The organism is Stenotrophomonas sp. YJH_SMC_33, assembly GCF_059372295.1.
In genome coordinates this window covers 13,809-30,193 of record NZ_JCAFVJ010000006.1, presented here as the reverse complement: position 1 = coordinate 30,193, position 16,385 = coordinate 13,809, and the positions used below count along the sequence as shown (strand labels likewise).

General features: G+C 66.5%; 19 protein-coding genes. 8 read left to right on the top strand and 11 right to left on the bottom strand.

Annotated features, from left to right (window positions below):
• Positions 1-192: 192 nt before the first annotated feature.
• Positions 193-858 (top strand): hypothetical protein, encoded by a 666-nt coding sequence (locus AC5P9W_RS11140; protein ID WP_495219207.1) that lies wholly within the window; start codon positions 193-195, stop codon positions 856-858.
• Between the two features lie 33 nt (positions 859-891).
• On the opposite strand, the gene tsaD is transcribed toward AC5P9W_RS11140, so the two are convergent.
• Positions 892-1,917 carry a tRNA (adenosine(37)-N6)-threonylcarbamoyltransferase complex transferase subunit TsaD gene (gene tsaD / locus AC5P9W_RS11135; protein WP_206621593.1) on the bottom strand — a complete coding sequence of 342 codons (1,026 nt, stop codon included), beginning with the start codon at positions 1,915-1,917 and terminating at the stop codon, positions 892-894.
• A 166-nt stretch (positions 1,918-2,083) separates the two neighbouring features.
• On the opposite strand from tsaD, the gene rpsU reads away from it, so the two are divergent.
• The 6 genes from rpsU to AC5P9W_RS11105 all read left to right on the top strand — a co-directional run bounded on the left by rpsU (position 2,084) and on the right by AC5P9W_RS11105 (position 7,231).
• Positions 2,084-2,299: a 30S ribosomal protein S21 gene (gene rpsU / locus AC5P9W_RS11130; RefSeq protein ID WP_002808376.1), complete on the top strand. Its 216-nt coding sequence runs from the start codon at positions 2,084-2,086 to the stop codon at positions 2,297-2,299.
• 133 nt (positions 2,300-2,432) lie between these two features.
• Positions 2,433-2,876 (top strand): GatB/YqeY domain-containing protein, encoded by a 444-nt coding sequence (locus tag AC5P9W_RS11125; protein WP_021202938.1) that lies wholly within the window; start codon positions 2,433-2,435, stop codon positions 2,874-2,876.
• A gap of 105 nt (positions 2,877-2,981) precedes the next feature.
• On the top strand, positions 2,982-3,902 hold the full coding sequence (locus AC5P9W_RS11120) for a YihY/virulence factor BrkB family protein (protein ID WP_019662215.1): 921 nt from the start codon (positions 2,982-2,984) through the stop codon (positions 3,900-3,902).
• Between the two features lie 61 nt (positions 3,903-3,963).
• On the top strand, positions 3,964-5,703 hold the full coding sequence (gene dnaG / locus AC5P9W_RS11115) for a DNA primase (protein WP_021202937.1): 1,740 nt from the start codon (positions 3,964-3,966) through the stop codon (positions 5,701-5,703).
• Between the two features lie 27 nt (positions 5,704-5,730).
• On the top strand, positions 5,731-6,231 hold the full coding sequence (locus tag AC5P9W_RS11110; protein ID WP_180832998.1) for a protein tyrosine phosphatase family protein: 501 nt from the start codon (positions 5,731-5,733) through the stop codon (positions 6,229-6,231).
• Between the two features lie 28 nt (positions 6,232-6,259).
• Entirely contained in the window at positions 6,260-7,231 is a 972-nt protein-coding gene (locus AC5P9W_RS11105; RefSeq protein ID WP_021202935.1) for a bile acid:sodium symporter family protein, read from the top strand.
• A gap of 116 nt (positions 7,232-7,347) precedes the next feature.
• Here the strand turns inward: AC5P9W_RS11105 and AC5P9W_RS11100 are convergent, their stop codons facing one another.
• From AC5P9W_RS11100 to AC5P9W_RS11080, 5 genes are all read right to left on the bottom strand, one after another.
• The gene (locus tag AC5P9W_RS11100) at positions 7,348-8,154 is read right to left on the bottom strand and encodes a calcium-binding protein (protein WP_111098418.1); all 807 of its coding nucleotides are present in this window, start codon (positions 8,152-8,154) and stop codon (positions 7,348-7,350) included.
• Positions 8,155-8,296: 142 nt separating this feature from the next.
• Positions 8,297-9,190 carry a heme o synthase gene (cyoE, locus tag AC5P9W_RS11095; RefSeq protein WP_111098419.1) on the bottom strand — a complete coding sequence of 298 codons (894 nt, stop codon included), beginning with the start codon at positions 9,188-9,190 and terminating at the stop codon, positions 8,297-8,299.
• A gap of 4 nt (positions 9,191-9,194) precedes the next feature.
• Positions 9,195-10,358 carry a COX15/CtaA family protein gene (locus AC5P9W_RS11090; RefSeq protein WP_021202932.1) on the bottom strand — a complete coding sequence of 388 codons (1,164 nt, stop codon included), beginning with the start codon at positions 10,356-10,358 and terminating at the stop codon, positions 9,195-9,197.
• Between the two features lie 10 nt (positions 10,359-10,368).
• The gene (locus AC5P9W_RS11085) at positions 10,369-10,938 is read right to left on the bottom strand and encodes a redox-active disulfide-containing membrane protein (RefSeq protein ID WP_031269939.1); all 570 of its coding nucleotides are present in this window, start codon (positions 10,936-10,938) and stop codon (positions 10,369-10,371) included.
• A 108-nt stretch (positions 10,939-11,046) separates the two neighbouring features.
• Positions 11,047-11,760, bottom strand: a complete 714-nt coding sequence (locus AC5P9W_RS11080; RefSeq protein WP_111102239.1) for an SURF1 family protein — start codon at positions 11,758-11,760, stop codon at positions 11,047-11,049.
• A gap of 57 nt (positions 11,761-11,817) precedes the next feature.
• Here AC5P9W_RS11080 and AC5P9W_RS11075 point away from each other — a divergent pair, with 57 nt between their 5' ends.
• Entirely contained in the window at positions 11,818-12,036 is a 219-nt protein-coding gene (locus AC5P9W_RS11075; RefSeq protein ID WP_021202930.1) for a twin transmembrane helix small protein, read from the top strand.
• Between the two features lie 20 nt (positions 12,037-12,056).
• Here AC5P9W_RS11075 and AC5P9W_RS11070 read toward each other — a convergent pair whose 3' ends face one another.
• Genes AC5P9W_RS11070 through coxB form a run of 5 tightly spaced genes read right to left on the bottom strand, consistent with a single transcriptional unit; the run spans position 12,057 to position 16,383 of the window.
• Positions 12,057-12,932, bottom strand: coding sequence for a cytochrome c oxidase subunit 3 (locus tag AC5P9W_RS11070; protein WP_005407793.1), 876 nt, complete (start codon positions 12,930-12,932; stop codon positions 12,057-12,059).
• Between the two features lie 13 nt (positions 12,933-12,945).
• Positions 12,946-13,536 (bottom strand): cytochrome c oxidase assembly protein, encoded by a 591-nt coding sequence (locus AC5P9W_RS11065; protein WP_019662223.1) that lies wholly within the window; start codon positions 13,534-13,536, stop codon positions 12,946-12,948.
• Positions 13,533-13,751: a hypothetical protein gene (locus AC5P9W_RS11060; RefSeq protein ID WP_031269936.1), complete on the bottom strand. Its 219-nt coding sequence runs from the start codon at positions 13,749-13,751 to the stop codon at positions 13,533-13,535. Before AC5P9W_RS11060 ends, AC5P9W_RS11065 begins: the two co-directional genes overlap by 4 nt.
• An 8-nt stretch (positions 13,752-13,759) precedes the next feature.
• Complete coding sequence (ctaD, locus tag AC5P9W_RS11055) at positions 13,760-15,367, bottom strand: cytochrome c oxidase subunit I (RefSeq protein WP_111102237.1); 1,608 nt, start codon at positions 15,365-15,367, stop codon at positions 13,760-13,762.
• Between the two features lie 59 nt (positions 15,368-15,426).
• Positions 15,427-16,383, bottom strand: coding sequence for a cytochrome c oxidase subunit II (gene coxB, locus AC5P9W_RS11050; RefSeq protein WP_206621592.1), 957 nt, complete (start codon positions 16,381-16,383; stop codon positions 15,427-15,429).
• Positions 16,384-16,385: the final 2 nt, after the last annotated feature.

Sequence of the window (16,385 nt, the reverse complement as noted above, 5' to 3'; positions counted from 1 at the left end):
GCCGCGAGTCCCGGTGGCGCAGGCACGCAGATTAGGCAAGGACCAGATCGCCGGTCAAGGCCAAATCCGACAGGACAGGTCAGGTATTCGTCCGAGGCAAAACGCAGAAAATCAGCCGCGCGGACAAGGACGTTCCCTGATGGTCGCCGCCGCCCACTCTCGCGAACATCGATCCCTCCTTCACCACCGCACATGACGATGGCTCCATACGATGTACTGCGGCGCGCGTTGTCAGCGGAGCGTCTGTCTACTTACGAGAGAATCGCATCGACCTGCGGCCCCGACGTCACGGCCGAATCCCTCTACCTCTGGAACATGCGGCTGTGCAGTGCACTGATGATGCCGGTCCATCTGTGCGAGGTGGTCACCCGCAACGCCGCGGCAATGGTTCTTGTTCGGCAGCACGGTCCACGTTGGCCCTGGAATGATGCCTTCAGACGCAGGCTGCCAACTTCGTCCAGTACTTCTCCACGCACGGCACTGGAACAACTTGCCAGTCGCGCAAGCGATACACCTGAAATCGTCGCCAACCTGCCTATGGTGTTCTGGCAGCAGCTATTCACATGTCGCTTCGATTCCACGCTGTGGATACCGGCACTCAGCGGAGTCCTGCGCCATGCGCCTTGCGCCCACCCCAGTGTCATCCGGAAAGCCATCCACGCGGATATTGGCCGCATCCCCCACCTGCGCAACCGCATCGCCCATCACGAGCCCATCCTCGAGCGCGACCTCGGTGCCGACCTGGCCGCGATCGGGCGGCTGATCCATGCCCGCTGCCCACACACCCTGGGCTGGCTGCAGCGCCATGAGCGGGCGACAACCGTGCTGGCGGCGTCGCCGTTGGCAGTGCATCGGTAATGCATCCGCCGGGCATGGCCCGACGCTATCGGTTCACACCGCCGGCAGGGTCGCCATGTCCCAGCGCGGGGTCACATCCACCTTCGGCGGGCTGTGCTGGCCAGCCTGCAGCCGCAGCGCGCCAGCGAAGGCGATCATCGCGCCGTTGTCGGTGCACAGTGCAGGCCGCGGGAAGCAGGCGCGGCCGCCGAGGCGCTCGGCCATCTGCTGCAGGCGGGCGCGCAGGCGCTTGTTGGCACCTACACCGCCGGCAACCACGATCACGTTCGTCCCGGCCGCTTCCAGCGCGCGCTCGCACTTGATCGACAGGGTCTCGACCACCGCGTCCTCAAAGCCCCGGGCAATATGGGCGCGGGTCTGCTCGCTCTGGTCGCTGTCTCGCCAGGCCATCAGGACCTGGGTCTTCAGGCCGGAGAAGCTGAAATCCAGCCCCGGGCGGTCGGTCATCGGCCGCGCGAAGCGGTACGCGCCCGGCGTGCCCTGCTCGGCCAGCCTGGCCAGCTGCGGGCCGCCCGGGTACGGCAGGCCCATCAGCTTGGCGGTCTTGTCGAAGGCCTCGCCAGCCGCATCGTCCAGGGTTTCGCCCAGCAGCCGGTACTGGCCGATCGCATCCACCGCCACCAGCTGGGTATGGCCACCGGACACCAGCAGCGCAACGAACGGGGCCTGCGGCGGGTCGTCTTCCATCAGCGGTGCCAGCAGGTGCCCTTCCATATGGTGTACGCCGACGGCCGGGACCTCCAGCGCCCAGGCCAGTGATCGGGCCACGCCCGCACCCACCAGCAGCGCGCCGACCAGGCCGGGACCGGCCGTATAGGCGACGCCATCGATATCGCCTACACCCAGACCGGCGTCGGCCAGGGTCTGGCGCACCAGCGGCAGCAGCTTGCGGACGTGGTCGCGGCTGGCCAGCTCGGGCACCACGCCACCGTATTCGGCGTGCAGGGCGATCTGGCTGTAGACCGCATGGGCGCGCAGGGCTGCGCTGCCGGCCAGGTCGGTGTCATACACCGCCACGCCGGTCTCATCACAGGAAGATTCGATGCCAAGGACTCGCATGCCTGCTATTATGACGCCCCTGCCGTCCCCTCGGGGAGCGCGCAGATCTCACTGCTTTCGAACCGCCGGCCCGTATTCAGGGTTGGCCGCTTGCAGTTTGTCGATTCGCCGCTATAATGTGCGGCTCGCCGGGCGTGACCCGGTTCTACTGTGTCCCGGAGATTCCATGCCCAGCGTCAAAGTCCGCGAGAACGAGCCCTTCGAGTTTGCTCTTCGCCGCTTCAAGCGCACTTGCGAAAAGGCCGGTGTGCTGGCCGAAACCCGCAAGCGCGAGTTCTACGAAAAGCCGACCCAGGAGCGCAAGCGCAAGGCCGCCGCTGCTGTGAAGCGTCAGCTGCGCCGCTCGTCGCGCGACGTCACCAAGCGTCAGCGCCTGTACTGATCGGACGCATCTTCATTGCGGCGGGCCTGCCCGTTGCGATGGAGCCGAAGCCGGCACGCGCGAGCGTCGCCGGCTTTTTGCGTTTCCGGGTTCGGGCATCCGCCCCGCCCCACCTACCACCACGAGGTTCCTCATGAGCATGAAGCAGCAGCTCACCGAAGACATGAAGGCCGCCATGAAGGCGGGCGAGAAGCACAAGCTGGGCGTGATCCGCCTGATCAATGCCGCCATCAAGCAGCGCGAAGTGGACGAGCGCATCGAGCTGGACGACACCGCCGTGATCGCCGTGCTCGACAAGATGGTCAAGCAGCGCAAGGACTCGGTCAGCCAGTACGAAGCCGCCAACCGCGAAGACCTCGCCGAGATCGAGCGCGCCGAGATCGTGGTCATCGAAGCCTACCTGCCGGCCAAGATGGGCGAAGCCGAGATCGTGGCCGCCATCCAGGCCGCCATCACCGAGACCGGCGCCTCCGGCCCGGCCGACATGGGCAAGCTGATGGGCGCCCTGAAGCCCAAGCTCGCTGGCCAGGCCGACATGGGCCTGGTGTCCAAGCTGGTCAAGCAGCAGCTGGCGTAATCCGGCAACGGGGTCGGATCCCTTTCGCAACGCGAAAGGGCTCTGACCCCAATTGATGTACCCGTTTCACCGCACCTTCGTCGGTCGCCTGCTACAACCGCACACATGGTTGAACCCGAGCTCAACGTTCCCGTGTCCCTGCACAAGTATCTCAAGCGCCTGCAGGACAGCTTTCCGATGGCGGTGGCCAAGCGCTTCATCGACGTCGACGTGCTGACCCAGGCAGCCTCCGTCTCGTTCTACGCCCTGCTGTCGATGGCACCGCTGCTGGTGCTGCTGCTGTGGTTGACCGCTTCGCTGTACCCGCCGGCACAGCAGGCGCTGGTCGACCAGATCAGCTCGGTGGCCGGCAGCAGTGCTGCGATCGTGGCCGAGACCGTCCTGAAGAACGCCGACAACCAGCCCGACGTCGGCTCGTTGGCAGGGCTGTGGAGCACGCTGCTGCTGTTCGTGGGCGCCACCGCCGTGTTCGCGCAGCTGCAGAACGCACTGAACCTCATCTTCCGCACCAGCGGCGAGCGCCTGGAGGGCCTCAAGGCCTGGCTGCGCAAGCGCGTGTTCTCGTTCGGCGTGGTGCTGGCCCTGGGCTTCCTGCTGATCCTGTCGATGACTGCCACCACGGTACTGCAGGTGGCCTTCGCGCAACTGCCCTCGATCCTCCCCGCGCTGGGTTACGTCACCAGCCTGCTGCTGTACGCGGTGGGGTTCGCTTTCATGTACCACTACCTGCCCGACCGCCGCGTGGCTTGGCGCCAGGCCTTCATCGGCGGTGCCATCACCTCGGCGTTGTTCGCACTGGGCCGCTACGGCATCGGCGTCTACATCGCCACCGTGGCCCCCGGCAGTGCCTACGGCTCGATGGGTGCGCTGGTGATCTCGCTGGTCTGGATCTACTACGCCACCGTCGTGTTCTTCGTTGGCGCCCTGATGACGGCGGTGATCGATGAGCGCCTGCGCGCGCGCCATCACCTGGCCGCAGCCGGCATCGATCCGGCAACCGCCAGCCAGGTGCCCGACAGGGGGTAAACTAGGCCGACCGCCCCCGGTTCCGTCGCGTGGTCCTGCACCGCGCCCTGCCCTGTTGCCCATGGCCCGTATCCCCGACGCTTTCATCGACGACCTGCTCGCCCGCACCGACATCGTCGAGGTGGTGGGCAGCCGCGTGCCGTTGAAGCGCCAAGGCAAGGAATACGCCGCACGCTGCCCGTTCCATGACGAGCGCTCGGCGTCGTTCACGGTCTCGCCCACCAAGCAGTTCTATCACTGCTTCGGCTGCGGCGCGCACGGCACCGCGATCAGCTTCCTGATGAACTACGACCGCCTCGAGTTCCTCGACGCGGTGGATGAGCTGGCCAAGCGTGCCGGCATGGAAGTACCGCGCAACGAAAACCCGCGCAGCCCCCAGCAGCAGGACGACAGCCGCGAGCTGTACTCGGCGCTGGACGCCGCCACCAAGTTCTTCCAGAAGAATCTGGAAGGCAGCGAGAAGGCACGCGCGTATCTGGAAAGCCGTGGCGTGGACGAAGCGAACCGCGCGCGCTTCCAGATCGGCTACGCACCGGATGGCTACAGCGGCCTGCGCGATGCGCTGGGCAAGGACGAGCGCCGCATGAAGCTGCTCGACCGCGCCGGCCTGTTCTCCAAGAACGATCGCGGCCACGTCTACGACAAGTTCCGCGACCGGGTGATGTTCCCGATCTTCGACCGTCGTGGCCGGGTGATCGCCTTCGGCGGGCGCGTGTTCGAGAAGGACGACGGCCCCAAGTACCTCAACTCGCCCGAAACCGCGCTCTTCCACAAGGGCCGCGAACTGTACGGCCTGTGGCAGGTGCGCCAGGCCAACCAGAAGATCGAGCGGTTGATCGTGGTCGAGGGCTACATGGACGTGGTCTCGCTGTTCCAGTTCGGGGTCACCCAGGCGGTGGCCACGCTGGGTACGGCGACCACGCCGGACCACGCCGAGCTGCTGTTCCGCAACGCACCGGACGTGTTCTTCTGCTTCGACGGCGATGCCGCCGGCCGCCGCGCCGGCTGGAAGGCGCTGGAGTCGGTGCTGCCGCGCATGAAGGATGGCCGCCAGGCCTTCTTCCTGTTCCTGCCCGATGGCGAAGACCCCGACACCATCGTGCGCAAGGAAGGCGCCGAGGCCTTCAACGAGCGCCTGAAGCAGGCCACGCCGCTGTCGCAGTTCTTCTTCGATGAACTGACCCGCGAGATCAACCTGGGCACGCTGGACGGCAAGGCGCGCCTGGCCGAACGCGCAAAGCCGATGCTGGCGCAGATTCCCGACGGTGCCTTCGGCGACCTGATGAAGCAGCAGCTGGCGCAGCTGACCGGGCTCGGCGGCAACGCACCGTCTGTGCGCGCACCGATGCCGCAACGCCAGCCACAGCGGGCGATCCAGCCGGTGGCCAGGCGCAGCCTGGTGCGAGGCGCGATCGCTGTGCTGCTGCAGCAGCCCTCACTGGCGCTGACCCTGGGCGGCCAGCACCACTTCCAGGGCCTTCGCCTGCCCGGTGTGGAACTGCTGCTGGAACTGCTGGGGCTGGTCGAACAGCGCCCGGACATCAGCACCGGCGCCCTGCTGGAACACTTCGACGGCCGCGAGGAACAGGCGTCGCTGCATACGCTGGCCGCTCAGACGCTGCCCGGCACCGAGGCCAGCTGGACCCAGGAACTGCACGATGCTGTGGCCCAGTTGGAGAAACAGCTGCTGGTGCAACGCCTGGAGGAGTTGTTGGCAAAGCAGCGCCAGCAGGGCCTGGATGATACTGACAAGTACGAACTGCGCGAGCTGCTGAAGGCGCGCGCCGGACTGCGCCTGTAGCGGCAGAACGTTTTCACGGAGAGGACCATGCTGCTGCGCCTGACCTGCCTGCTGTTGTTGTCGCTCTGCCCGCCACTGGCGGCCCTGGCCGCAGATGGCCCGCTCAATGAAGTCCGCCCGGGCCTGTATGCCGGCGGCCAGCCCTCCGCCGCACAACTGGGCGAACTTGCCGCGCAGGGGGTGCGCACCGTGATCGACCTGCGCCAGCCCGGCGAGGACCGGGGTTTCGACGAAACCCGCCTCGCCGAATCATTGGGCCTGCGCTACGTGCGCATTCCGGTGGCCGGTGCCGACGGGCTCGATGCCGCCAACGTGCGCGCCGTGCACCAGGCCCTGCGGCAGAGCCAGGGGCCTGTGCTGCTGCACTGTGCGTCCGGCAACCGCGCCGGCGCCGTGCTCGGCCTGGTCAACGCACGCTACGAACATGCCAGCCCCGAACAGGCCCTGCAGCTGGGCCAGCGTGCTGGCCTGACCTCGCTGGAAGCCGCCACCCGCCAACGCCTGGCCACGCCGGTCACCTCGCCCTGAACCCTCCGCACCAAGGACTCTGCCCACCATGACCCGCTGGTGGTCGCGCCTGCGACCGGACAACTTCACCCTCGCCCTGCTGTGCACCGTCGGCCTGGCCTCCCTGCTGCCGATGAAGGGCGCCGCCGCCATCGTCCTGGACGATGTCACCACGGTCGCCATCGCGGCGTTGTTCTTCCTGCATGGCGCACGCCTGCCGCGCGAGTCGATCATTGGCGGCATGCTGCACTGGCGGCTGCACCTGACCATCCTGGCCTGCACCTTCCTCCTGTTCCCGCTGCTGGGGCTGATGTTCAAGCCACTGTCGGGCTGGCTGCTGACGCCGGAGCTGTACCTGGGCGTGCTGTTCCTGTGCACCCTGCCCTCCACCGTGCAGTCGTCCATCGCGTTCACCTCGATGGCGCATGGCAACGTGCCCGCAGCGGTGTGCAGCGCCTCGTTGTCGAGCATCCTCGGCGTATTCCTGACCCCGCTGCTGCTGACCGCGCTGGCGGGCACCTCCGGCGGCGTGCACGACCCGCTGCACGCGATCGGCGGCATCATGCTGCAGCTGCTGGTGCCGTTCGTGGCCGGCCACCTGCTGCGGCCGTGGATTGCCGGCTGGGTGGAGAAGCAGCGCGCGCTGCTGCGCTACACCGACCAGGGCACGATCCTGCTGGTGGTGTATTCGGCGTTCGGCGAAGCGGTGACCGAAGGGTTGTGGAGCAAGACGCCGCTGTTTTCGTTGCTGGCCGTGGCCGTGGTGGCTGCCGTGCTGCTCGGCATCGCCATGCCGCTGATCACCTTCATCGCGCGTCGCCTGCGTTTCAACCGCGAGGACGAGATCGCCATCGTGTTCTGCGGCTCGAAGAAGAGCCTGGCCACCGGCGTGCCAATCGCCAAGGTGCTGTTCGCCGGCGGCAGCCTCGGCGCGATCGTGCTACCGGTGATGATCTACCACCAGATCCAGCTGATCGTCTGCGGCGTGATCGCGCAGCGCTACGCGCGACGCAAGCCCTGACCCGATGGGGAGAACATCCACGCATGGCGTGGATCTACTGTAGAGCCGAGCCCGCGCTCGGCTGACACCTGTGATCCGGAGTAGATCCACGCCATGCGTGGATGGCTTGCCTGACGCTACGGATCCACCAGCGTCCCGACGCTCAGTTCCGGCATCCATACCCACAGGTCGTACGGCCGTTCCGCCCCTGCAGCGACCCGCGGCCCCGTGGCAACCTGCTCTCGAAGTGGCCGCGCCATGCAACCGCCCGCGCATCCCCACGTCTGACCACGTTGCGCACCCAACCGCACGCTGTAGATATCCAGGTCCCGCAGCTGGGAGGCCATCGGCCGCCTCTGCATTTCCGGCGGCATACCTTCCGGCCGCCGCAGCATGGCGTGGACATTGCCGGTCAGCACCAGCATGCGTGCATTGTCTGGCAACCCTCGATAGAGCCGTCGCAACTCGGCTGCCATGAAGTCATCGCGCGCCTGGTTGCCGCCACTGCTGGCATTGACGTCATAGCCAACCACTTCTATCACGCGCCCCTGCGCCTTCAGCACACGCAGGCCTTCGATCATCGCCAGCATGTCACGGCTGCGGCGACCATCATGCTGGTCATCGCGCACGGTCCAGAACGCGCGGCCGCGCAGGTGCCGGCGCGCCGTGGCCCCGCCATCGGATTCCAGATAGCCGCGCAGCACAGGGTTCTCGGCGCGTGGCAGTTCCAGCGCCAGCAGGACCGGGCCGTTGCGGCTGTAGTCGTCCACCAGCTGGCGTACCAGCAATGGGGTCTCGCGGGTGCCGTGGAATTCGCCCAGTACCAGCAGGCGGTGCTCACCGGCATGCTGGCGGATCTGCGCGGCGGTGTCATCGGCATGCGCGGTGAGGGCCACACCCAGCGCCAGCAGCAGCGCAGCGGTCCAACGGAAGATCGAATGCATCCCTGCGCCTTCCTTTCCTTTGCGGTCAGGAACAGTAATGGCGACGCCGCTGGAAGAGATCAAGTGTAGAGCCGAGCCCACGCTCGGCTGCTCTTCCAACCACCCCTCAGCCGAGCATGGGCTCGGCTCTACAGGTGGCGCTTTACAACCAGGGCAGGATCCAGTGGTCCACCAGCAGGAAGGCGAACAGCGCCATCAGGTAGACGATGGAGTAATAGAACATCTTCATCGAGAACAGCTCATCCGGCGGGTTGAGCATGCGCCAGGCGTACCAGAGGAACACCGCGTTGAGCACGATCGCGCCGCCCAGGTAGAACGCACCGCTCATGCCCACCAGGTATGGCAACAGGCACACCAGCGCCAGCACCACCGAATACGCCATGATCTGCTTGCGGGTATGCACCACGCCATGGGTCACCGGCAGCATCGGGATCTCCGCCTTGGCGTAGTCCTCGCGGCGGAAGATCGCCAGCGCCCAGAAGTGCGGCGGGGTCCAGATGAAGATGATCAGCACCAGCAGCGACGAGTACGCCCAGTCCGACGAGCCCTGCATGCCGGTCACCGCCGCCCAGCCCAGCATCGGCGGCATCGCGCCGGCCAGGCCACCGATGACGATGTTCTGCGAGGTCGCACGCTTGAGGTACACGGTGTAGATCACCGCGTAGCCGATCAGCGAGGCGAAGGTCAGCACGGCGGTGATCAGGTTCACCCACAGCACCAGGATGGTCATCGACAGCACGATCAGCACGCCGGCAAACACCAGCACCTGCCATGGCTTGACCTTGCCCACCACCAGCGGACGCCACGAGGTGCGCGCCATCTGCGCATCGATGTGCGCGTCCAGCAGCTGGTTGATGGCGGCTGCGGCCGAGGCCGCCAGCCAGATGCCGAGGAAACCGAGCACGCCGGCGCGCACCTGCTCCCAGGTGGGCACGCCCGGGATTGCCAGGACCATGCCGACCAGGGCGGTGAAGACGATCAGGGCAACGACCTTGGGCTTTGTCAGGTCCCAGTACTGGCGGTAATTGGAAAACATGGAGTCAGTCCGGGGCGCGCAGGCGGGCCAGCAGGCTGACCAGCACGAACAACAGGGCAACGGCCACGCCGTTGTGGGCCACCGCCACTTCCAGCGGCAGCGCCAGCTTCACATTGAGGATGCCGAGGGTGACCTGCAGCACCAGCAGCGCGATCAGCGCGCTGGCCCAGCCGCGCATGCTCGGCAAACGGAACAGGCGCACGCCCAGCCACAGCAGGTAGACGGCCACCACCACGGCGAACAGGCGATGGGCCATCTGGATGGCGATACGCGAGGCGCCATCGAGCACGCCGCCTTCGTAGTCCACGCCGATGCCACGCCACAGGGTGAAGCCTTCGACGAAGTTGTGCTGCGGCCACCACTGGTTGGCACAGCGCGGGAAGTTGTCCAGCGAGGCGCTGCCGCCGCCGCAGGCCAGCGCCGCGTAGTTGGCACTGACCCAGCCGCCCAGTGCGATCTGGGTGACCAGCACCGCCACGCCGATGCGCAGCAACCACTTCAGCTTCGGTGCTTCGGCCAGGGTGATCGGCATGTGCGTTGCGCGCCAGGCCATCCACACCAGCAGCGCGAACATCAGCATGCCGCCCAGCAGATGGCCCATCACCACGATGGGTTTGAGCAGCAGGGTCACCGTCCACATGCCCAGCAAGGCCTGGAAGATCACCACGGCAAGGGTCAGCAGTGCAGCGCGCGCCAGGTCGATGTTGCTCCAGCGCAGCGCGGCGATCAGCAGGATCGCCTCGCCGATCAGAGCCAAGGTACTGGCGGTGCCATGCCAGCCCATCATGTACAGCGGTATGCCGGCGGCCACCAGCACGCAGGCGGTCACCACCGCCGTGCTTCCGAATCGCCGCTTGCGCGTGGCCAGCAGCGCCAGGGTCAGGATCTCGATGCCCAGTGCGCCGGCCAGGAACCGGTGCACCTGCTCACGCCAGGCCTTGTGGGTCTCCAGCGGGCGGATCTCCGCCGCCGGGTGGCCGATGGTCTCTTCCACGTGCTGCGGCCAGGTGGCCTGGCCATAGCAGGTCGGCCAGTCCGGACAGCTCAGGCCGGCATCGGACAGGCGTACGAACGCGCCGAACATGATCGTGCTCGCCGTCATGATCATGGCGAACCACGCCAGGCGGTGGAAATTGCGGTGCAGCGCCGGACGCGCGGAAAGGCTCATCAAACGGGACTCACTTCAGTTTCAGCAACGTGGCCATGTCCTTGCGCAGGCCGCCCAGATCACTACCGGGGGCATGGCGCATGATCACGAAGCCGTTCGGATCGATCACGTAGACCGGCAGTCCAGCCGGATCATCGACGCCGGGCAGCGCCGCGCGCAGGGCTGGCGACGGAGCCAGCGGCCGCAGCGCGGGCAGCGAGGCGATCGACGCCGGTGGCGTTCCCAGCCACAGGATCTCGACATTATCGGCGTTATGGCCGAACAGCTGCCACACCTTGCCCAGTCCCTGCGACAAAGTGACGCACGGCGCGTCGCAGGCGCCGGACGGTGCCACCAGCAGGCGCCAGGTACGGGCTTCGGGGTTCCAAGGGTACGGCTGGCCGTTGGCCAGGGTGGGCGCCTGCTGGCGCAGGTCCACCGGCGGCTTCAGCAGCTGGCCGGCATTGCGGTGCCCGGTGGGCTGCCAGCCAGAGAAGCGCAGCACGGCGGCCAGCGCCATCGCCCCGAAGAACACGGCAAACAGCAGCACCAGGGTCCGGCGGCCGGAACCGCGCGCCTGCGGGGACGTAGCAGTGTTCATGCGGGGCATTTTCTCATGGTTGGGTGAGGGATGCGGGTGTGACGCCGCGGTAGTGCCGGCCGCTGGCCGGCATCCAGGAATGCGGGGGTTGCCGGCCAGCGGCCGGCACTACCGGGCAGCACGTCGCCTGCGCCACTCCAGTACCAGCACGACCACCAGCACGGTCAGGGCCAGGCCGAACCACTGCACGGCGTAGCCCAGGTGGCGCTGCGGCGGCAGCGTGTTCGGCAGCAGGTCCAGATCACGTTCGTCGCCGAAGGGCAGCGCCGGGTCCAGGCGCAGTACACGATCGGGAAGTGACTGTACCCCCAGCGCGCGGGCCAGGCCTTCGGCCGGCAACCGGCTGGCCAGCCAGCGGCCCGCTTCATCGGTGGTGGAGAACGCCGGGCCCAGTGCCAGTCCTGCTGACGGCGGCGGCGCCAGCAACCCACGTACGGCCACCGGCGAAGGCGGCGACGGCACCTCCGGAAGCGTGCGATCCGGCGGCAGCGCGCGCCATCCCAGATCGACCAGCAACACACTGCCCTCGTCACTGCGGAACGGGCGGTAGATCTTCACGCCGGCACGGCCGTGCCGGGTCTGGTTGTCCAGCAGCACTACGCCGGGCAGGAAGCGACCGTGGTCGGCCACGCCATGCAACGCACCGGGCGCTGCCAGCGCCTGCGCCAACGACAGTACCTGCGCTGCGGCTGGACCCTGTGCATCCAACATTGCCTGTTTGGCATGCATGCGCTGCAGCTGCCACAGCCCCAATGCGGTGAAACCGGCCATTGCCAGCACGGCCAGCAGCCATCCGAGCACGCGCGTGTGCTGGCGCATCATGACAAGTCCGCGCAAACGCGGTCAGATAGGCACATCCACCCTGCCCTCGAGCCGCGCATGAGTGATTCGCTGAAGACCCTGCTGGTAATCGCGTTTCTGATCGTCATCGTCTGGAATCTGGGCGCCGGCCTGTATTACCTGCTGGTCGACCGCGGCCAGACCAAGCGCACGGTCAACGCACTGACACGCCGCATCGGGGTGTCGGTCGCGTTGATCCTGCTGGTGATCGTGAGCATCTACATGGGCTGGATCAAGCCGCACGGCGTCGGCGGCTGAGGCCACCGATGCGTGCGCGGTCAAAGCACGTAGACGAACAGGAACAGCATCAGCCACACCACGTCGACGAAGTGCCAGTACCACGCGGCGGCTTCGAAACCGAAATGGTTGTCGCGGGTGAAGTGTCCCTTGGCCGAACGCAGCCACATCACGATCAGCATGATCGTGCCCAGCAGCACGTGCGCGCCGTGGAAGCCGGTCAGCATGAAAAAGGTTGAACCGTAGATGCCCGAGCCGAGCGTCAGGTTCAGTTCTTTGTAAGCGTGGATGTACTCCTCCGCCTGCAGGGTCAGGAAGCCCAGGCCAAGCACCACGGTCAGGCCCAGCCAGATCAGCAGCTGGCGGCGGTTGCCGGCCTTCAGCGCGTGGTGGGCGATGGTCAAGGTCACGCCGGAGGTCAGCAGGATCAGCGTGTTGATCAGCGGCAGGCCCCAGGCCGGGATGGTCTGGAACGCGCCACCGATCGCCGCCGGCCCGTTGGTCGGCCAGCCGGCGGAATAACCCTGCCAGAGCAGCTCGTTGGTCATCACCCCGCGGCCTTCGCCGCTCAGCCACGACAGGCCCAGGTTGCGGGTGTAGAACAGCGCGCCAAAGAAGGCGCCGAAGAACATCACTTCGGAGAAGATGAACCAGATCATCCCCATCCGGAACGAGCCATCGACCTGGTGGTTGTAGTTGCCCGCCTGCGATTCGCGCACCACGTCGCTGAACCACCAGAACAACGTCAGCACCAGCATCGCGATACCGATGTAGAACGTCCAGCGCCCCCAGCTGGCATCGTTGAGCCAGCTGGCCACGCCCACCATGGTCACCATCATCGCGATGGAGCCCACGAACGGCCATTTGCTCTGGGCCGGGACGAAGTACACGTTGGCGTCGGTCGGTGTCTGGGCCATGTCGGTATCCGGGTCAGGGTGCGGCGTGCGCGCCGTCCGAGGTGGCGGCCGGGGCCAGCCGATCGGACAGCGCGTCGTTGCGGTAGAAGGTGTAGGACAAGGTGATCGTCTTGATCTCCGGCGGCAGGTCCGGATCGACGATGAAACGCACCGGCATGTCGCGCTTCTCGCCGGCCTGCAGCGTCTGCGCGGTGAAACAGAAACATTCGGTCTTGCTGAAGAAGCCCGAGGCACGCGCCGGCGCCACCGAAGGCACCGCACTGCCGACCACCGCCTGCTGGCTGTCGTTGCGGGCGAAGTACAGCGCCTCGTTGAGTTCGCCGGGCACCACATCCATGGTCAGCTGCTCGGGATGGAACGACCACGGCAGGCGCGAATTGACGCCGCCATCGAACTCCACCCGCACGGTGCGCTTGCCAGCTGCAGCACCCGTACTGGCTTCACCACCCGGGCCGCGTTCCAGGCGCACGCCGAATACCTTTTCGCAGGCAATGCGGTACAGCGGCACCAGCGAGAAGGTCAGCAGGAACACCGCCACCGCCACGCCGATCAGGCGCGGCAGCCCGGCACTGCGAGACGGTGTGCTGGCTGGCGCCTCGCTCATCGGCCGATCACCCCGCTGAGGATGAAGCCGACGTAGACCAGCACCGCGATGGCGCCGACCCACATCGCCGTGCGCCTGGCGCGCTGGCGCTGCTGTTCGATGCCGTTTTCCGGGGCGTCGCCCGGGCTGTTGTAGAGCCGAGCCATGCTCGGCTGCTCCACGCCAGCCGAGCATGACTCGGCTCTACAGGTCTGCAGTGGGCTCTCGTTATGCATGCCCCACCTCAATGCGTGATGTCGTCATGCGCCAGATCCCCCGGGCGGATGGTCGGCGGCGTGGTGAAGGTGTGCGCCGGTGCCGGCGACGGCAGCGTCCACTCCAGCCCGCGTGCACCTTCCCAGCTGCGTGCTTCGGCCTTCTCACCGCTGCGCAGCGACGACAGCAGGATCGCGGCCATCATGAACGGGGTGACGAACATGCCGAACGCACCGATCGAGCTGATCAGGTTCCAGTCGGCAAACGCCACGCTGTAGTCGGGAATGCGGCGCGGCATGCCGGCCAGGCCGAGGAAATGCTGCGGGAAGAACAACAGGTTGACGAATACGATCGACCACCAGAAGTGCACCTTGGCCCACTTCTCGCTGTACATCCGCCCGGTCCACTTCGGCCACCAGTAGTACACCGCGGCGATCAGCGCGAACACCGCACCGGTCACCAGCACGTAGTGGAAGTGGGCGACCACGAAGTAGGTGTCGTGGTACTGGAAGTCGGCGGCGACGATCGCCAGCATCAGGCCGGAGAAGCCACCGATGGTGAACAGGATGACGAAGGCCACCGACCACAGCATCGGTGCCTCGAACGTCAGCGAGCCACGCCACATGGTGCTGACCCAGTTGAACACCTTCACGCCGGTCGGGATCGAGATCAGCATGGTGGCGAACATGAAGTAGATCTCGCCGCCCAGCGGCATGCCCACGGTGAACATGTGGTGGGCCCAGACGATGAACGACAGGAACGCGATCGCGGCGGTGGCGTACACCATCGCCTGGTAGCCGAAGAGCGGCTTGCGGCTGAAGGTCGGGATGATCTCGCTGACCACGCCGAAGGCGGGCAGGATCATGATGTAGACCTCGGGATGGCCGAAGAACCAGAAGATGTGCTGGTACATCACCGGGTCACCGCCACCGGCGGCATTGAAGAAGCTGGTGCCGAAGAACTTGTCGGTCAGCAGCATGGTCACCGCACCGGCCAGCACCGGCATCACCGCGATCAGCAGGAAGGCGGTGATCAGCCAGGCCCAGCAGAAGATCGGCATCTTCAGCAGGTCGATGCCCGGCGCGCGCATGTTCAGCACAGTGGCGATGATGTTGATCGCACCCATGATCGAACTGATGCCGGCCACGTGGATGGCGAACACGCTGAAGGCCACGTTGTAGCCGCCCTGCAGCGACAGCGGCGGATACAGCGTCCAGCCACCCGCCGGGGCACCACCGGGTAGGAACAGGGTCAGCAGCAGCAGGCTGAAAGCCACCGGCAGCAACCAGAACGACCAGTTGTTCATGCGCGGCAGCGCCATGTCCGGCGCGCCGATCTGCAGCGGGATCATCCAGTTGGCCAGGCCGACGAAGGCCGGCATCACGCCACCGAAGATCATCACCAGCGCATGCACGGTGGTCATCTGGTTGAAGAACTCGGGCTTGACGAACTGCAGGCCCGGCTGCGCCAGCTCGGCGCGGATCACCACGCTCATCGCCGCGCCGATGATGAACATGATGAAGCTGAAACCGAGGTACAGCGTGCCGATGTCCTTGTGGTTGGTCGAGAAGAACCAACGCTCGAAGAAGCTCTGGTGGTGATGGTGATCGTCGTGCCCAACTGCCGAGTGCGCCATTGCAAAACACCTCTCAGAATCGGTTGTCACCACGGCCGCGAGCGGCCGCGGGCTTTACATCACGCTCCGCTGGCCGCGCTGGCAGGCGCGCTGCCCGCTTCGGCAGCAGCAGGCGCAGCCGGTGCCTCGCCCGCCGGTGCAGTCGGTTCGGCAGGTGCCGCAGGCGTGGCGGGCTCGGCGGGCGGCGCCGGCTTGCGCTGCGCCAGCCACTTCCTGAAGTCCTCCTTGGACACCGCCTCGACCACGATCGGCATGAAGCCGTGGTCCTTGCCGCACAGCTCGGCGCACTGGCCGCGGTAGACACCGGGCTGCTCGATGCGGGTCCAGGCTTCGTTGATGAAGCCGGGGATGGCGTCCTGCTTCCAGCCCAGCGCCGGCACCCACCAGGCGTGGATCACATCATCGGAAGTAATGACGAAGCGCACCTTGGTATCGACCGGCAGCACCAGGCGGTTGTCGACATCCAGCAGGTAGTGCGGATGGCTTTCGCGGGTCGGCACGATGCCACTCTGCCGCACGCGGTCGGACTCGCGGTCCAGGCGGCTGGTGAAGGTGACGTTCTCGCCGAGGTATTCGTATTTCCACATCCACTGGTAGCCGGTGACCTTCACCGTCATCTCGGCATCGCGGGTGTCGTACATCTTGATCAGGTTGGCGGTGGCCGGCCAGGCCATCACGATCAGGATGATCACCGGGATCACCGTCCAGATGATCTCGGCCTTGGTGTTATGGCTGAAGGTGGCGGCGACCGCGCCCTTGGATTTGCGGAACTTGAAGATGGCGTAGGCCATCGCGCCGAACACGATGACGCCGATCACCGTGCAGATGATCAACGAAAGGTTGTTCGATTCCCAGGCCAGGCGCGAGGTCTGGGTCACCCCCTTGCCCATGTTCAGCTGCCACGGCTTCGGATCGGCCGCCTGGGCCCAGGCCAACGCCGGCATCAGTCCCCCGGTCGCCAGCACTGCGGCAACCGCGTTCACGCACTTCGTGCCCCACCTGCTGCTTTGCTTCATTG

Excerpts from the sequence above, each read along its gene's own strand:
- AC5P9W_RS11140 (WP_495219207.1), top strand. The coding sequence starts at position 193 with ATGACGATGGCTCCATACGATGTACTGCGGCGCGCGTTGTCAGCGGAG.
- tsaD (WP_206621593.1), bottom strand. The coding sequence starts at position 1,917 with ATGCGAGTCCTTGGCATCGAATCTTCCTGTGATGAGACCGGCGTGGCG.
- rpsU (WP_002808376.1), top strand. The coding sequence starts at position 2,084 with ATGCCCAGCGTCAAAGTCCGCGAGAACGAGCCCTTCGAGTTTGCTCTT.
- AC5P9W_RS11125 (WP_021202938.1), top strand. The coding sequence starts at position 2,433 with ATGAGCATGAAGCAGCAGCTCACCGAAGACATGAAGGCCGCCATGAAG.
- AC5P9W_RS11120 (WP_019662215.1), top strand. The coding sequence starts at position 2,982 with ATGGTTGAACCCGAGCTCAACGTTCCCGTGTCCCTGCACAAGTATCTC.
- dnaG (WP_021202937.1), top strand. The coding sequence starts at position 3,964 with ATGGCCCGTATCCCCGACGCTTTCATCGACGACCTGCTCGCCCGCACC.
- AC5P9W_RS11110 (WP_180832998.1), top strand. The coding sequence starts at position 5,731 with ATGCTGCTGCGCCTGACCTGCCTGCTGTTGTTGTCGCTCTGCCCGCCA.
- AC5P9W_RS11105 (WP_021202935.1), top strand. The coding sequence starts at position 6,260 with ATGACCCGCTGGTGGTCGCGCCTGCGACCGGACAACTTCACCCTCGCC.
- AC5P9W_RS11100 (WP_111098418.1), bottom strand. The coding sequence starts at position 8,154 with ATGCATTCGATCTTCCGTTGGACCGCTGCGCTGCTGCTGGCGCTGGGT.
- cyoE (WP_111098419.1), bottom strand. The coding sequence starts at position 9,190 with ATGTTTTCCAATTACCGCCAGTACTGGGACCTGACAAAGCCCAAGGTC.
- AC5P9W_RS11090 (WP_021202932.1), bottom strand. The coding sequence starts at position 10,358 with ATGAGCCTTTCCGCGCGTCCGGCGCTGCACCGCAATTTCCACCGCCTG.
- AC5P9W_RS11085 (WP_031269939.1), bottom strand. The coding sequence starts at position 10,938 with ATGAACACTGCTACGTCCCCGCAGGCGCGCGGTTCCGGCCGCCGGACC.
- AC5P9W_RS11080 (WP_111102239.1), bottom strand. The coding sequence starts at position 11,760 with ATGATGCGCCAGCACACGCGCGTGCTCGGATGGCTGCTGGCCGTGCTG.
- AC5P9W_RS11075 (WP_021202930.1), top strand. The coding sequence starts at position 11,818 with ATGAGTGATTCGCTGAAGACCCTGCTGGTAATCGCGTTTCTGATCGTC.
- AC5P9W_RS11070 (WP_005407793.1), bottom strand. The coding sequence starts at position 12,932 with ATGGCCCAGACACCGACCGACGCCAACGTGTACTTCGTCCCGGCCCAG.
- AC5P9W_RS11065 (WP_019662223.1), bottom strand. The coding sequence starts at position 13,536 with ATGAGCGAGGCGCCAGCCAGCACACCGTCTCGCAGTGCCGGGCTGCCG.
- AC5P9W_RS11060 (WP_031269936.1), bottom strand. The coding sequence starts at position 13,751 with ATGCATAACGAGAGCCCACTGCAGACCTGTAGAGCCGAGTCATGCTCG.
- ctaD (WP_111102237.1), bottom strand. The coding sequence starts at position 15,367 with ATGGCGCACTCGGCAGTTGGGCACGACGATCACCATCACCACCAGAGC.
- coxB (WP_206621592.1), bottom strand. The coding sequence starts at position 16,383 with ATGAAGCAAAGCAGCAGGTGGGGCACGAAGTGCGTGAACGCGGTTGCC.